The 16,499-nt window shown below is 38.0% G+C and carries 12 protein-coding genes; all 12 read left to right on the top strand.

The annotated features are described in order from the left end of the window. Position 1 precedes the first annotated feature (1 nt). The 12 genes from ilvN to EDD70_RS09255 all read left to right on the top strand — a co-directional run bounded on the left by ilvN (position 2) and on the right by EDD70_RS09255 (position 16,499). Positions 2–520, top strand: coding sequence for an acetolactate synthase small subunit (gene ilvN, locus EDD70_RS09310; protein ID WP_162840756.1), 519 nt, complete (start codon positions 2–4; stop codon positions 518–520). 26 nt (positions 521–546) lie between these two features. After that, positions 547–1,542: a ketol-acid reductoisomerase gene (gene ilvC, locus EDD70_RS09305; protein ID WP_092750785.1), complete on the top strand. Its 996-nt coding sequence runs from the start codon at positions 547–549 to the stop codon at positions 1,540–1,542. An 11-nt stretch (positions 1,543–1,553) separates the two neighbouring features. Beyond that, on the top strand, positions 1,554–3,224 hold the full coding sequence (gene ilvD, locus EDD70_RS09300) for a dihydroxy-acid dehydratase (protein ID WP_092750787.1): 1,671 nt from the start codon (positions 1,554–1,556) through the stop codon (positions 3,222–3,224). Positions 3,225–3,651: 427 nt separating this feature from the next. Further along, positions 3,652–4,203, top strand: a complete 552-nt coding sequence (locus EDD70_RS09295) for a hypothetical protein (RefSeq protein ID WP_092750789.1) — start codon at positions 3,652–3,654, stop codon at positions 4,201–4,203. 14 nt (positions 4,204–4,217) lie between these two features. Continuing rightward, a complete protein-coding gene (locus EDD70_RS09290) occupies positions 4,218–5,852 on the top strand; it encodes a GH3 domain-containing protein (protein WP_092750791.1) in 1,635 nt (544 codons plus the stop codon). Continuing rightward, positions 5,852–8,419 (top strand): histidine kinase N-terminal 7TM domain-containing diguanylate cyclase/phosphohydrolase, encoded by a 2,568-nt coding sequence (locus EDD70_RS09285; RefSeq protein WP_092750793.1) that lies wholly within the window; start codon positions 5,852–5,854, stop codon positions 8,417–8,419. Before EDD70_RS09290 ends, EDD70_RS09285 begins: the two co-directional genes overlap by 1 nt. 39 nt (positions 8,420–8,458) lie before the next feature. Beyond that, a complete protein-coding gene (locus tag EDD70_RS09280) occupies positions 8,459–9,562 on the top strand; it encodes a GGDEF domain-containing protein (RefSeq protein WP_162840757.1) in 1,104 nt (367 codons plus the stop codon). 238 nt (positions 9,563–9,800) lie between these two features. Further along, complete coding sequence (locus EDD70_RS09275) at positions 9,801–11,330, top strand: response regulator (protein ID WP_092750797.1); 1,530 nt, start codon at positions 9,801–9,803, stop codon at positions 11,328–11,330. A 31-nt stretch (positions 11,331–11,361) separates the two neighbouring features. Further along, positions 11,362–13,128, top strand: a complete 1,767-nt coding sequence (locus EDD70_RS09270) for a sensor histidine kinase (protein WP_092750799.1) — start codon at positions 11,362–11,364, stop codon at positions 13,126–13,128. Positions 13,129–13,408: 280 nt separating this feature from the next. After that, positions 13,409–14,737 (top strand): ABC transporter substrate-binding protein, encoded by a 1,329-nt coding sequence (locus tag EDD70_RS09265; protein ID WP_092750801.1) that lies wholly within the window; start codon positions 13,409–13,411, stop codon positions 14,735–14,737. Between the two features lie 90 nt (positions 14,738–14,827). Then, complete coding sequence (locus EDD70_RS09260; RefSeq protein ID WP_092750803.1) at positions 14,828–15,697, top strand: carbohydrate ABC transporter permease; 870 nt, start codon at positions 14,828–14,830, stop codon at positions 15,695–15,697. Then, a complete protein-coding gene (locus EDD70_RS09255) occupies positions 15,690–16,499 on the top strand; it encodes a carbohydrate ABC transporter permease (protein ID WP_092750805.1) in 810 nt (269 codons plus the stop codon). Before EDD70_RS09260 ends, EDD70_RS09255 begins: the two co-directional genes overlap by 8 nt.

The following is a 16,499-nucleotide window of genomic DNA, read 5'->3' as shown; positions in this document are numbered from 1 at the left end:
ATTGGAGCAAGGGATATTATCATTGTTGGTGTCGAACCATTTTGGTGTGCTCACCAAAGTAACGGGTTTGTTCAGCCGCAGAGGGTTTAACATTAAAGCATTGTCGGTAGGCGAAACAGAAAACAAAGAATTTTCACGTATCACCATATTAACAGAAGGCAACTCTGCGCAACTTGAGCAGATATACAAGCAGGTAAGTAAGTTGGAGGAAGTAAAAGCAGTTAAAATACTCCCCAATAATAGGCTGATGGAGCGGGAGTTAATGTTGGTAAAGGTAGCAACACAAAGCAAAAATGCCGATTTGCAGCGGCTGTGTGCAGAGTATTCAGCCAAAATTACCTCGGTTTCTCAAGATTGTACCATTATAGAAGCGAGCGGCTCTATGTTTAAAATTGACAGGCTCATTGAGCAAATCAAGCCTTTGGGTATTTTAGAGCTCAGCCGAACAGGCATTACCGCATTGGAGCTTTGCCGAAACACACTCTCTGAAGAATACACAGATGCAGCAGCGTTTAATTAAAATAATATATAATGGAGGAAACAGAAATGGCAAAAATGTTTTACGACAAGGACTGCGACCAAAACTTATTAAAAGGCAAAACGGTATCCATTATCGGCTATGGCAGCCAAGGGCATGCACATGCACTCAACCTGAAAGACAGCGGTGTGAATGTGGTAGTGGGTTTGCGCGGCAGCTCTGAAAATTGTGAAAAGGCAAAAAAAGCAGGGCTTACCGTGATGGAGGTATCTGACGCGGTTGCCGCAGGAGATTTGGTAATGCTCTTGGTACCGGATGAACTGGCTGCTGATGTTTATAAAGCTTCTGTTGCGCCCAACCTCAAAAGCGATGCAATGCTGCTGTTTGCCCACGGATTTAACATCCACTACAACCAAATTGTGCCTGCACCTAATTGCGATGTTGCTATGGTAGCGCCCAAAGGCCCGGGGCACACTGTTCGCTCGCAGTACCTCGAGGGCAGAGGGGTTCCGTCTTTGTTTGCGGTTTATCAGAATCATTCGGGTATGGCGCGTGAACTCGCTATGGCATACGCCGCAGGGATTGGTGCGGGACGTGCGGGTATTATGGAAACAACATTTAAAGAGGAAACCGAAACAGATTTGTTCGGTGAGCAGGCGGTGTTGTGCGGCGGTGTTACCGAGCTGATGAAAGCAGGTTTTGATACCCTCGTTGAAGCGGGATATTCCCCTGAAATGGCATATTTCGAATGTGTACATGAAATGAAACTGATTGTAGACCTTATTAATAGCGGTGGCTTTGCTATGATGCGCTATTCCATCAGCGATACTGCCGAGTTTGGTGATTACTGCACCGGTAAACGCATTGTTACACAAGAAACCCGTAAGGAAATGAAAAAAGTGCTGCACGAGATTCAGGACGGTACCTTTGCAAGCAAATGGATTTCTGAAAACCGTGCGGCGGGGCGTGCTCACTTCCTTGCCACAAGGCGCATGGAGGCAGAACATCCGGTTGAAAAAGTTGGTGCACAGCTAAGAAAAATGATGAGCTGGCTGAAAAAGTAAGGGTGACGAAAATGAAAGAAAAAAGCTGTCAGGTAACGCAGGGTGCAGAGCGGGCACCGCATCGCTCGCTGTTTTATGCTTGTGGATTTACAGAGGAAGAAATTTCTCGTCCGCTCATCGGTGTGGTGTCTGCATTCAGCGAGATTGTGCCGGGCCACATCCATCTTGATAAAATTGCGCAGGCAGCAAAAGACGGCGTGCGTATGGCAGGCGGTACACCGATTTTGTTCCCGTCCATTGGTGTTTGCGACGGAATTTCGATGGGCCATGCCGGCATGTGCTATTCCCTCCCATCAAGAGAACTAATTGCAGATTCGATTGAGACAATGGCAATGGCACACTGCTTTGACGGCTTAGTGCTGATACCAAACTGTGACAAGGTAGTGCCGGGGATGGTTATGGCTGCTGCAAGGCTGAATATCTCGTCTATTGTGGTGAGCGGAGGCCCTATGCTTGCGGGTAAAAACAATGCTCAAGATATCAGCCTTTCTAAAATGTTCGAAGCGGTAGGCGCTTACAAAGCGGGGTTCATTACCGAATCCGATTTATCACAGCTGGAGCATGACGCGTGCCCCGGATGCGGCTCTTGTGCAGGGATGTACACCGCCAACAGCATGAACTGCCTTTGCGAGGCAATTGGAATGGCTCTGCCCGGCAACGGTACAATACCTGCTGTGTACGCATTGAGAGTTCAGCTTGCAAAGCAGGCAGGGATGCAGATTATGCATCTTTTAAATAAGTCAATCAAACCCAGAGATATTTTGACGAAACAGGCATTTGAAAATGCGCTTGCTGTAGATATGGCGTTGGGTTGCAGTACAAACAGCGTGCTGCATCTGCTGGCGATTGCCCACGAAGCAGGTGTTGATATTGATTTGTCCCTTATCAATCACATCAGTGCCAAAACCCCAAACCTTTGCAGACTTGCCCCTGCGGGAGACTTTCATATTGAAGATTTGTATGCCGCAGGCGGTGTGAAGGCGGTTATGGCTGAACTGGCAAAAAAAGATTATCTGCACTCGCAGGCAATTACCGTTACAGGATATACGGTGAAAGAAAACCTTGAAAATGCGCATTTAAGCGGAGCGGATGGTACGGTGATTCGTTCGATTGATAAACCGTATTCATCTTCCGGCGGTATTGCTGTGTTGTGGGGCAATATTGCACGCGATGGATGCGTTGTAAAGCAATCGGCAGTTGCACCCGAAATGCTTGTGCACAGCGGGCCTGCTCGTGTTTTTGACAGCGAAGAAGATGCGATTGCAGCAATTTTTTCGGGCAGCATTCTGGCAGGCGATGTCGTTGTAATCCGATACGAAGGGCCGCGCGGAGGCCCCGGTATGCGAGAAATGCTTGGCCCAACGTCAGCCTTAGCGGGTATGGGGCTTGATAAACAGGTTGCACTTATTACAGACGGACGTTTTTCGGGTGCATCCAGAGGTGCCTCCATCGGTCATATTTCACCCGAGGCGGCGTCAGACGGAGAAATCGGGCTACTGCGAGATGGTGACATCATTCATATTGATATCCCCTGCAACAAGATAAATGCTGAGATTACTCAAGAAGAATTTATAAAAAGAAAAGGAACAAAAGTACCACCCCAGCGCCATCTGCATGGGTGGCTTGCACGCTATGCCAAGTTTGTAAGCTCGGCAAATACAGGCGCTGCTTTCACTGAATAATTTACTAATTATAAAACTGCTGTGTCTAATATAGTATCAGTTTTTTGATGCTATTTCATAAGATGCAGCAGTTTTTATATGTTTGTATCAGGATTTATTTGACTATATTAACAAAACTAAGAAGAAAATTTCTGCAAGAAATAAGCAAAATAATCATTTTTCGCATTTTATCTCCAAAATATTACTTTGCCGTTACCATAGTATGGAATAATAGAAACAATCATGTAAATTGCACTAAATATTCTGATGGAATTTTATGGCATTTTACCTGTTTAATTGTGTTACATAGTAAAGTGTGATAAAATAAATTGATGTAAATCTTGTAAATTCTATAATAAACAACGATTATTTAACGATAAAGAAGTTAATAACTAAAATTTTGGTTATACAGTTATTTTCGAACCCTTTAACTAAAGGAGAAAAGTATTTGATTTACATAATTGTAGGAATTATCAGTTTCTTTCTATTTTTAATCTATGATATCAACAGCGTAAAATGGACAAACAAAGTTCTTAATGCTTTGTTCTTATTTGGCTGCATGCTTCATCTGTTTTCAACTGTTGCTATTTTAATACAATATCAGATAGGGCTGCCCAACTGGCAGTATTTTGTTTTTTCGGTTTTATTTTTTGTTTTGCTTATTTATACCCTGTTTTTTGCATTACCATTTTCTAAAACCTATGTAACAAACCCAAAGAACAGGTATGTTTGCAAAACTGGTGTTTATGCTCTGTGCCGCCACCCCGGTGTACTATGGTTTATGGGGTTATATCTTTTTTTGTATTTAACATTTCCATCTGCCATTTTAGCGGTTTATGCCGCTGCTATGTGCATTTGCAATATCGGCTACATCTGTTTTCAGGACAAATGGACCTTTCCAAAAACTTTTATTGATTATGGGCTCTATAAAAAAGATACTCCGTTTTTGATACCTTCCTTTGACAGTTTAAGCCGTTGCATTCAATCTATCAGAGGGTGAGGTGAAAGAATGTCATGAAGCTCAGCGAAAAACTGAAAAAAAGAAAATATGATGAAATTTGGCAGGAATACTGCGGTTTTTTAGACCTGGATATGGACAGCTACATGTTGATCCAAAACAGGTTGATGCTGGAACAAGTGCGTTTATGGAGTAACAGCGAACTCGGTAAAAGCATTTTAGGCTCCAAAAATCCTCAGACAATCGAAGAATTTCGCTCTCAGATACCTCTGACAACTTACAACGATTATGCGGATTTGCTGCTTCAAAAAAAGAATGATATTCTGCCCGAGCCGCCGATTGTTTGGATAGAAACCACCTGGGAGGGCGGGCAGCATCCGGTGAAAGTAGCCCCTTATACGAAGGGAATGCTCGATACATATCGTAACAATCTCATTTCAGCATTGATTATTTGCACGGCAACGGAGAGAGGAGTATTTGATGTAAAACCTACCGACAAGGTGCTCTATGGGTTTGCTCCGCTTCCTTATCTTACCGGGCTTATTCCGCCATCGCTTAACGATGCCATTGGTTTTGAGTTTTTGCCTCCCGTTAAAGAGGCAGTCAAATTGTCTTTCAGCGAGCGCAACAAAAAAGGTTTCAAATTAGGGCTCAGCAAGGGCATTGATTTTTTCTTTGGTATGGGCAGTGTCGCGTATTATATCAGTCAGTCAGTAACCAGTCTTGGTAACGGGAGTTCAACCGGAAGCCAAAAATCAATTCTCAACTACTCGCCTTTGACGATTTTACGGATTATCAGGGCGAGAATTCGCTGTAAAAAAGAAGGCAGATCATTAAAACCAAAGGACTTATTTCGATTAAAAGGCTTTGTATGCGCAGGTACCGATAACGATTGCTACAAAGATGACCTTGAAGACTTATGGGGAATTCGTCCAACGGAGTTGTTTGCAGGCACCGAACCTACCTGTGTTGGAACGGAGACCTGGAACAAAAACGGGCTTTATTTTTTCCCCGACGCATGCTTTTATGAATTTATACCCGAACAAGAAATGAACAAAAGCTTGGACGATGAAGAGTATCAGCCATATACCGTACTGATGAACGAAGTGGTTCCGGGCGAAAAGTACGAGCTTGTAATCTCTGTATTCAAAGGCGGAGCATTTGTCCGTTATAGGGTGGGTGATGTTTACCGCTGTCTTGGTCTATCGAGCAGAGAGGATCATACAAATATCCCAAGATTCCGATATATTGATCGTATTCCAACCGTAATTGATATTGCTGGTTTTACCCGAATTACAGAAAACTCGATTTCAAAAGTGATAGAACTGTCCGGTTTGCCTGTAGAAGATTGGGTTGCAGCGAAAGAATTCTCCGATAAAAAGCGACCGTTTTTGCACCTCTATGTTGAAATAGTACCTGAAACGCTTATGACCCAAGCAATCGGTAAAGAGATTCTTCGTGAACATTTAGAGGTCTATTTTAAATATGTGGATAACGATTACCGAGATTTAAAGCGTATTTTAGGTATAGAACCGCTTGAAATAACGATTGTCCGCTGTGGTACATTTAAAGAATATCAGCGTAAAACAGGCAGAAAAATGCGCCGTGTCAATCCTGCTCGTTATGATATTTCTGAACTTTTAGCAGTTCAGAATGAATGCCATGTAACCTATAGGGGAGGTATCATTTAATGGGCAGTTTTGTACAAATCCCCGTAATTGCTCTTTTTTGCTATTTATTTATGGGACTGCCTTTTCTTGCATCAAAAAGGAATAAATTGATCAATGCTTTTTTATGGATGCTATTTTTACTTATTGTTTGGACAGGGGCATCCTTTTGTATGCGCATGCAGATTTGGCCCTCTGTAAAAGTGTGGTACGATTTGTCATTATTTGGGCTGATTATGTTCCCTTGCGGTTTGCTCAATTTTGTGTATAAATACATAGGGGTAAAGCGCTCGGCATTCAACATGGTAGGCGTAGTGAGCTTATTGCTTATCAACATTATTAATATGCGAACCGGCTTTTTTTTGGCGCCGCCTAAACTGAAACTTGCTGAAAACGGAGAAACCGTGTTCGTTTATTATCCCACCTGGGCGGTTTCGGTTTTATTTATTTTCTGTTTGCTTGTTGTTGTTCAAATAATCATAGTGCTTATCAAAACAAATGGAAAAAATGTAATTACAAAGCAACAATTTTTACCTATTATAGCAGGTATTTCAATCATATTTATTGGCAATTTTGTTATTATGCTGCCAATGTTTAAAGGCGTACCATATGACATAGCCTCGGGCGTCGGCTACGCAGTTTGTTTGTATTATGCATTATATCAAAAAAGGCTATTTCGATTAAAATTGCTTATTATGCGCAGCAATTGTTACGCATTGGCTGCGGTTATTTCATTTTGCTTATTTGTCAATTTTATACGACCGATGGAAACATTTATTCGTATGCATTTTCCCATTTTGATGGAGTATCAGATATTAATTATCGCGGTACTTTTTTCGGCAGCTACACATTTGATTTATTATGCAATGAAAGGCTTTATTGATAGGGTTTTTGTAAAAGATGAGATTGTTCAAGCGGAGAACCTCAGGCAATTCAGCATAGCTGTGAGCAAAAGCTTAAAAGTTGATGAAATTTTAGAGGAACTTGTTCAAGTCATTCAAAATACAATTTCCGTCAGAAGAGTATATGTTTGCATTGCCGATAACAACGAGCAAAACTATATTTTTGCCCGCAGTACCAGTTCTCTTGACAAAAATACGTTCACCTTTCAGCAAGACAACCCTATTGTGCAGTGGCTGAAAACCAATAACGAGTGTATGATGCTGAAGGATTTTAAACGAACAGCAATCTACAAATCTATGTGGGAAATTGAAAAACAACAACTATCCGAATTTGAAATCGAATGCTGTGTACCGCTTATTGACGAGAACAGTATGGTAGGGATTATCCTGCTTACGGGTAAAGATAAAAACGATTTTATCTGTGATGATATCAATTTTTTATCTTCAGTAAAAACGATTGCATCAATTGCCGTAAGAAATTCCAGACTGTATGAAAAAGCAGTTACGGAGGCACGCACCGACGAATTAACGGGCGTATTCAATCGAAAATATTTTTATGAGATTCTCAATGAAGAATACGAAAAGAATAAAAATGAGTCTCTTGCACTGATGATTCTCAGCATTGATGATTTTAAGCTGTATAATCAGCTTTATGGCAACAAAGAGGGAGATCTGGCGTTGCAGATAGCAGCGGGTATTATTAAAAACAGTACAGGGGCTGCAGGATATGTAGCGCGATACAGCGGCAAGGAATTTGCGGTACTTCTGCCTAAATACGATTTGCTTTCGGCAAAGTGCCTTGCTGAAAATATTCGCAAACAAATTATGGATATGAACAAAAAGTCTTCTGATTATACGTTAAAGGCGCTTACAATCAGTGTAGGTATCAGTGCGATACCGTACGGTGCAACCACTCTGAAGCAGTTGCTGCAAAATGTAGATATGGCGGTATATCAAGTAAAACGCAGCGGTAAAAATTCAATTATGGTTTATACTGCAGGTAAAAGTTTTGAGGGGCAAAAAGAACAGGGAAGTTTTATAATGCAGGATAAGGAAGAAATTTATTCTGAATACGCTCCTACCATTTTTGCTCTTACGGCTGCGATAGATACAAAAGACCATTATACATTTAACCACTCAAAAAATGTTGCTTATTATTCAACTGAGTTGACAAAAGCTTTAGGGTTAAATAAGGATACAATTGAAATTATCCGTGAGGCTGCACTTTTGCACGATATAGGGAAAATCGGTATTGACGAACAAATTTTAAATAAACACGGCAAGCTTACACCTGAGCAATATGAGATTATGAAGAGGCATGTAGAAGACTCCATTGGTATTATTCGCCATCTTCCAAGTTTAGACTATGTAATTCCCGCAGTGATTGGTCATCATGAACGCTATGATGGGCAAGGTTACCCCAGGCGAATTGCAGGGGAGGATATTCCGCTTTCAGCAAGAATACTATGTATTGCTGATTCTTTCGATGCGATTATATCAAAGCGAAGTTATAAGGATGCCTGTTCGATTGAATATGCTCTAGATGAACTGGACAAAGAAGCCGGAAAACAATTTGACCCTTATCTTGCATCTTTGTTTAGCAGTCTTGTTCGGTCGGGTAATATTGTTCCGCAAGAATCCTCTACAGTAATAGACCGTTTAACAACAGAAGACGCCATCGTAATTTAAAATATGTTTAAAAAACCATTAAAAATGGCGGGTGAAGATGTGGAAATTAAAAGACCGAATTATTCAATGAATGAATGGAGAAATAAGATTGAAAAAACACTCTGGATTATTGTATTGCTAATATTCTTTGTTGAAATTGTGGTTTTTTTCATTTCGAAGCCCTTCAATGAATTAGATGGTAAAAAAATAATAAACTATTTACTAGAATTCGTATTAGTTCCATCATTTTTAAATATTCTCTGTTTAGTCACAAACAAAAAAATACAAAAATCATTAAAACACAGTACAAAAACAAAAAACTATTCCATAGTAATCGCTGCGTTGGTTATTTCATTTGTTGTAGCATTTACACATTATGTTACAAGTATAACGTTAAGTTCTTTTGTAGTTCCTGTGTTTATGACTACTCTGTACGCAGATAAAAGAATAACAAGAAACATTTCTTTAGTAGCCATAGTGTTGGTTTTAGCTGTAATTATACATTCTACTCGCAAATTAGGTTGGTATTATTTTTTTATCAACATTTTTGCTGCTTATATATTTTTAATTGCTTCTTGTTATTTAACAAATGTTTTTATTGATTATATAAGGGTAAATAAAGAGTACATCTGCGAAAGTTATGCAAAACAATTGGAATTATTCGAAAAAACGCGAACCGATTCTTTAACAAATTTATACAATCAACAAACGTTTATGCAAAAAATACAATCGAGCATTGAAGATATGAACATGAACAAAAAATTACTTTGTGTGGTAATTTTGGATGTTGATAACTTTAAAGCAGTAAATGATACCTATGGGCACTTATCGGGCAATCAAGTATTGGTAAAATTATCGGAATTATTGCTTAATTTAAAAGGAAACGAAAACAATGACGATATTTTTTTATCAAGATACGGCGGTGAAGAGTTTTGCTTAATTATAAAAGATAAGACCATTGAAGAAGTCTACGAAATTATCGAATCGGTTAGAATCGGTTTTTCAAATATCCGCTATAGCTTTCAACAAAATTCTTCTATTACTTTCAGTGCAGGTATCACTGAGTATCGCGAAGGGCAAAGTGCAGAAGATATTTTTAATAATGCAGATAAAGCACTGTACCAAGCAAAAAACAGCGGAAAAAATAAAACGCTCGTATTGTAATAAATATTTATGTTATAAGATAAAGCTGTGTTTGTATTATCAGTTCGATATTAACGCAGCTTTATTTTTTGCTAATTCTAAAGTGTCCAAACTTTTATCTTTTATATCAAATAAAACCGTTGTATGTGAATATTTTAAATCCATCGACATTGAAATTGGAGTAAAATAACAGTATAATATAGGTGTATGTGGAAAATTTTAATCAGTATTAACGAAAAACAGATTGGAGGGCACACCAATGAGGACTGTTTGCAAAATACTTATTGTTGAGGATGAACTCATAACAAGACAAGCGTTGCGTTACATTATCGGGATGCAGGGCAATAGCTTTACTATCGTCGGAGAAGCCTCCAATGGTCGGGATGCATTGAAACTGATTGAAACAGAACGTCCGGACATATTAATCAGTGATGTTGTAATGCCAATTATGGATGGTGTGGAACTGGCGAAAATCGTAAACTTGAAACATCCTCAAATTTATACAATTATGCTAAGCGGTCACAGTGAATTTTCTTATGTAAAATCGGCTTTTCAATATGGTGTGGCAGATTATATATTAAAACCAGAGTTAGAACCGGCAGTTCTTCTCGAAAAATTGCATCAACTTGCACAAAAACAAAATATCTATTTAGAACAGCCGACGGCAGATTATGCAAAAGATGTATTAAAAACGTTAATCAGTAAAAAAGATGCTTTGAACGCCAAAAACGTAGTTTTACCGGGTAACAGATATTGCCTTTGGTGCTGCAGTTTAAAAAAACTTTTTGCAACCGGGCTGCATAACGAAAATAACGCAAAAGAAATTATTGTAGATGTAGTTAAAAAATTACTGCAAGGTATCGATTTTTATTTTACATATACCGATGACTTTTATTTGGTGTTTTTATTTTGCTATAACCAAGGTGAATACAAACATACTGTTGAGAGAATTTGCGCGGCAGCAAAAGAAATTTCTGAAAACATTCCTACTTTGTTTTGGATAATCGGCGATGAATATCAAAATTATTTGGAGACGAGAACTAAATTTCTTTATATTTCTTGCTTAGCAGATTTAAAATTTTATTTCAATCATTATACTATTATTTTTCAGCATGATTTGGAAGAAATTAATATCCATGCTGTGTTTCATAATAAAAAATATTTCGAAAGTATTCGATGTATGGATTTTACAGCTGCTTATTCTGAATTGGCTTCATTTCTATTTTCTTTAAAGGATGGGCACTATCTTCGCGAACAAGAACTTAAAAAAATGCTTGAGAATATTGTATACAATACCATAAATACACTGGAAGAAATGGGTATAGATATGGAGGGGCTCAGTGCCCGTAAAATGGAGTTTTTTGCTTATATTACAAATGCCACTTGTCCGCAGGAGTTGGCTGATAAATTACAGATTATTTTGGAAACGATAGAAGAGTATGCAATTGTCCATCGCAATACGGAAGATGTACTGTTTGGCAGAATTTTAAAACATATAGAAGATAATTACAGCGAGCAAATTACTCTTAACCATATTGCAGAATTTTTTCATATTAGTTATTCATATTTGTCAACCTGTTTTTCAAATTTTACTGGTTATGGGTTTAATGAGTATTTAAACAATATCCGCGTGGAAAGTGCCAAAAAAATGCTTACTGATACGGATATTCCGTTAGCAGATATTAGCGAGAAAGTAGGATATTCTGACCAAAGTTATTTTGGAAAGGTATTTAAAAAGAGGACAGGCATGAATCCTTCGGCATACAGAAAGTGTTCGGCAAAACTCTGATTGCGATCACAAATGATATAAGAGGTCCTTCATGAAAAAAAGATTAAAAATCAGCTTGTTTCTAAAAATATCTATCATTATTATCATCAGTTTGATTGTAACCAATTTATTTACCATTATTATGGCAACTCAGGTTACAGAAAAATTGTTTGTGGATAGCTTTACTATTTTAAACGGTAAAATGATGGATCAGATTGCCAAGAATTTTAACGATTACACAAGCCAAGTAATTTCCGTTATCAATACCTACCGTCAAAACCCTGCATTAAAAGAATGCTTTACGCAAAATATTCAAGACCAAAAAAGGCTTTTTAAACTTTTTTATAATATAAAAAGCAATTTAAAAACCATAGATCAGACCAGCAAATTTCCGACATTTCATATTGTAAGTGTTGGTATAAACGGTACTGCATTTGTATCTACTCAAGAAAGACTAAACTATACACCCGTTGAACTGATGAACCATCCTATTGCACAAAAATCAGTAGCTAACCCTAATAAACTTTTTTTTGCTTTCAGCAACAGCGGGTTAACCGCGAGCTTATACAATAAAAATATTATTATGGCAGTAAAACAACTGAAAGACCCTTACTCGTCTACTAACTTTGGTACGATTTATGTATCCATCGATGAAAATGACTTTTTCAGTATGTATGAAGGAACAGTATCTGAAGGAAACCGCATTTTAGTGATGTCCTCTGATGGAACTATTATTTCAAGCAATGTAAAAGAAATTGTGGGTAAACAGAACAGTAAAATTTTGAATTACGCAATTCAAAACGTAAGAACACAAAATCGTTATATCAGTGCCGATTATGACGGGAAACCAAGCGTTTTAATAGCAAGATATTTACCTATTTATGATGTTTACATAGTTAATGTTGTAGATAAAAGCTTTTTGCTTAAAGATTTTTTGAAGTTGCAGCCGCTTATGTTCATGGGCTGTTTTGTAGTAATATGTACCATAGTGCCTTTAGTATTTTTTATTACCAGAAGGATTACGCATCCGTTGACGGCGCTTGTAAAACATATGAAAAAATCGAAAGCGGGCAATTTTCGGCCGTTATTAGATATTCAGGGCAGCTATGAAGTAAGAGAACTTCAGCAGGTGTATAACTTAATGGTAGACAAAATCGAAATCTATGTTAACAATCTTGTTGAAGAGCAGAAAAAAAGACGAAAATCAGAAATTCATGCTTTACAAATGCAAATTAATCCTCATTTTTTATATAATACATTGGCATCTATCAAATATTTATCGTGGCAGGGCAATAAAGAGGCGGTGACCGAAACCATCAACGCGCTTATTCGTCTTTTGCAAAATACCATTAGTAAAACAGATGAGGAAATTACGGTGCGTGAAGAACTTCTAAATTTGCAAAGCTATGTAACCATCAATCATGCAAGATACGGCAACAGTATCGATGTAGCTTATCATTTTGATGAAGATTGCATGGATTGCAAAATACCCAAACTCATTATCCAACCGTTTATAGAAAATGCTTTTTTTCACGCTTATCAGCAAAAGCATAGTGGGTGTATCCGTATATTTATGCGGATAAAAGACGAAAAACTCATCTGCGAAGTCATTGATGATGGTGATGGAATCAGCTCCGAAAAATACGATGCACTGACAAATGAAGGTGTTTCTAAATATCATTTTTCGGGCATTGGTATACGCAATGTGGATGAACGCTTAAAGATGATTTATGGCGATGGATACGGTATAAAATTAACCAGCAAAGTAGATGTCGGTACATCTGTAACCATTACGATGAAACAAAAAACGATTAATTGACATTAAATATTATATAAATTATAAAAGTAATTTTTATTTAAATAGTCAGTAAATCAAATTTTAAATGTAATTATTGGATAGTACCAACAATGAAGATTGAAAAAAATTACCAAAATCGATAAAAAGTTCAAATAGTGCAGTTGAGAATTAAGGGCGAAATCAAAAATTACTACTAAATTATCCAAAAAATAGACTAACACATTTTGTGCAGATTGTCTATAATTAAGGAGAACAAGCCAATTGATTTGGTTTGAATTTAATAGTAAAGGGAGATTTGACAGTGAAAAAGATATTAGCAATATTATTGGCGGCATTGTTTTGTGTAAGTGTTACATCTTGCGCAGCTAAGCCTAATTCTCCGACATCTAATACAGATTCCGTTTCTACAGAAGCAGGAAATGAGCCTACAGGAGAAAAGCAAAAAATTACTGCTTGGGCGTGGGATCAGAAATTCAATATTGCTGCCTTGAAAGAAGCAGAAAAGATTTACGAAGCAGAGAACCCAAATGTTGATATCGAAATTGTTGAATTCGCACAAAATGACACTATTCAAAAGATGAATACCAGCTTGAGTTCTGGTACAACCAGTGGTTTACCCAATATTATCTTGATTGAAGACTACAGAATACAAACATTTTTAAAAGCTTATCCCAACAGCTTTAAGGATTTGACCGGCATAATCAAACACAACGACTATTCATCATATAAGCTGGATTTTATGACAATAGACGGCAAAACTTACGGTGTACCATTTGATACGGGTTCTGCTGTATTATACTACAGAAAAGATATTATTGAGCAGGCTGGCTACACCGAAGCAGATATGGCTGATTTGACATGGGAAAAATACGTTGAAATAGGCAAAGCGGTAAAAGAGAAAACAGGCAAATATATGCTGACTCTTGACCCGAACGATGTTGGGCAGTTAAGAATTATGATGCAGTCGGCAGGTACTTGGTATGTAAAAGAAGACGGTACCACCCCCAACTTGCAAAATAACGCTGCACTCAACGAAGGCATGAAAATTTACAAACAAATGGTTGATGCAGGCATTGCAAAATCAATTTCAGAGTGGGCACAGTTTGTTGCAGGCCCTAACTCCGGCGAGGTTGCTACAGTACCCACAGGTTGTTGGTTTACACCATCCATTATGGCCGAGGCAAGCCAAAGTGGCCAATGGAAAATTGCCCCCATTCCAAAACTTGGTGCAATTAAAGAATCGGTTAACGCATCGAACCTTGGCGGCTCTAGCTGGTATGTACTCAACGATGTAAAAGGCGCCGATGTTGCAGCAGACTTTTTGGCAAAAACATTTGGCTCAAACAACAGTTTCTATGAGGCAATTCTGAAAAACAACGGTATCATCTCTACATATTTACCAGCAGCAAAAACGGATGCCTATAATATTGCTGTTGACTACTTTGGCGGCCAAAAAATTTACTCCGATATTTCTAACTGGGCTGCAAAAATTCCATCTGTAAACTATGGTTTACATACTTATGCATTTGAGGATATTATAAAAGCTGAAATGCAAAACGTAATGGCTGGTACAAAAATTGAAGATGCTCTGGCAAATGCGCAAAAGCAAGCTGAAGCACAGATTCAATAAGAAACGTTTAAAAGGCCGGATTTCGTTGGACTTTTCCAGCGCAACCCGGCTTTTTTTATAAACGAGTACTGAGGAGGCCTACATAGATTTATGAATAAAAAAGAGAACAGAAGCGGCTGGGGCTTTGTTTCCATTGCTGCGATATGTATATTAATATTTTCCTTCTATCCGATGCTGCAATCTCTCATAACTTCATTTCAAAGCGGAATGGGTGTGAATCTTCAATTTGCCGGCACAACAAACTATAAACGCCTTTTTACCGATCCTCAATTTTTAGCTGCCTTAAAAAATACAGTTACTTATTTAATTGTTCAAGTGCCCATTATGACAATACTGGCATTGTTTATTGCTGTGCTTTTAAACGACAATCAATTAAAGTTTAAAGGGTTATTCCGCACCGCCATTTTTTTACCTTGTGTTACATCTTTGGTGGCGTATTCGGTTCTGTTTAAAAGCCTTTTTGCACAGGATGGTATTTTCAATCAGTTTTTGATGACGCTCCGAATAATACAGCAGCCAATTCAATGGATCACCGACCCGTTTTGGGCAAAGGTCGCCATCATTATTGCAGTTACCTGGCGCTGGACAGGGTATAACATGATATTTTATTTGTCTGCTCTGCAAAATATTGACCCTTCTATTTATGAAGCTGCCGAACTTGATGGCGCTACAGGGTTTACAAAGTTCTTTCGGATTACAGCACCTCTTCTAAAACCTATCATTCTGTTCACAACCATTATGTCTACAAACGGCACATTGCAAATCTTCGATGAAATTGTTAACCTAACAAATGGCGGCCCCGCCAATGCAACGTTAAGTATCTCACAATACATTTACAATCTATGCTTTAAATATACACCTAATTTTGGTTATGCAGCTGCAGTATCTTATTCCATTGTAGTTATGGTAGGTTTGCTGTCATTCATCCAATTTAAAGTAGGAGGAGATAAAAATGACTAGAACAATCAAAAGGCTTTTTTCGTATTTGTTTTTAATTATAGCCTCGTTTATTTCTGTTTTTCCTTTTTACTGGATGATTGTAGGCGCAACAAATCAATCGGTTGATATTACAAAAGGCAAACTTACTTTTGGTCTTGCTTTTTACGATAATTTGAAAAATGTCTTTACAACCACAAATATTGCACAAAGCATTGTTAACTCCCTGTTTATTTCGATTGTAACAACGCTTTTAGCAATTTTAATTTCGTCAGCAGCGGGATATGGCTTTGAAATCTTCAGCAGCAAAGCCAGAAAGAAATTGTTCCATTTTCTGCTGCTCTCGATGATGATTCCTTTTGCAGCTTTAATGGTTCCGCTGTACCGTTTGTTTTCTAGGTTAAATCTGATCAACAACTATCTTGCCATTATCATTCCAGCTGCTGCAACCGCTTTTTTAATATTTTTCTTTCGGCAAAATACAAAGTCTTTTCCTAAAGAAATTGCGCAAGCTGCCCGTGTTGACGGTTTGAGCGAATGGAAGATTTTTTTCCGTATTTACATGCCAATGATGAAATCAACCTATGCGGCAGCGGGAATCATTACTTTTATGAATGTGTGGAACAGCTACCTATGGCCCCTCATTGTTCTGCAAACATCCGATAAAATGACGTTGCCTTTGATCATCGGTAATTTAAACTCATCTTATACACCCGATTACGGCATGATTATGATTGCTATCGTTATTGCAACAATACCTACGGCATTAGTGTTCTTTATAATGCAAAAAAGTTTTGTTGATGGTATGCTTGGTTCAGTAAAATAA

Origin of the sequence: Hydrogenoanaerobacterium saccharovorans, from assembly GCF_003814745.1 — a bacterium.
Classification (GTDB): domain Bacteria; phylum Bacillota; class Clostridia; order Oscillospirales; family Ruminococcaceae; genus Hydrogenoanaerobacterium; species Hydrogenoanaerobacterium saccharovorans.
Note: the sequence above shows the minus strand (reverse complement) of the source record. Positions and strands in the feature narration are given on the sequence as shown.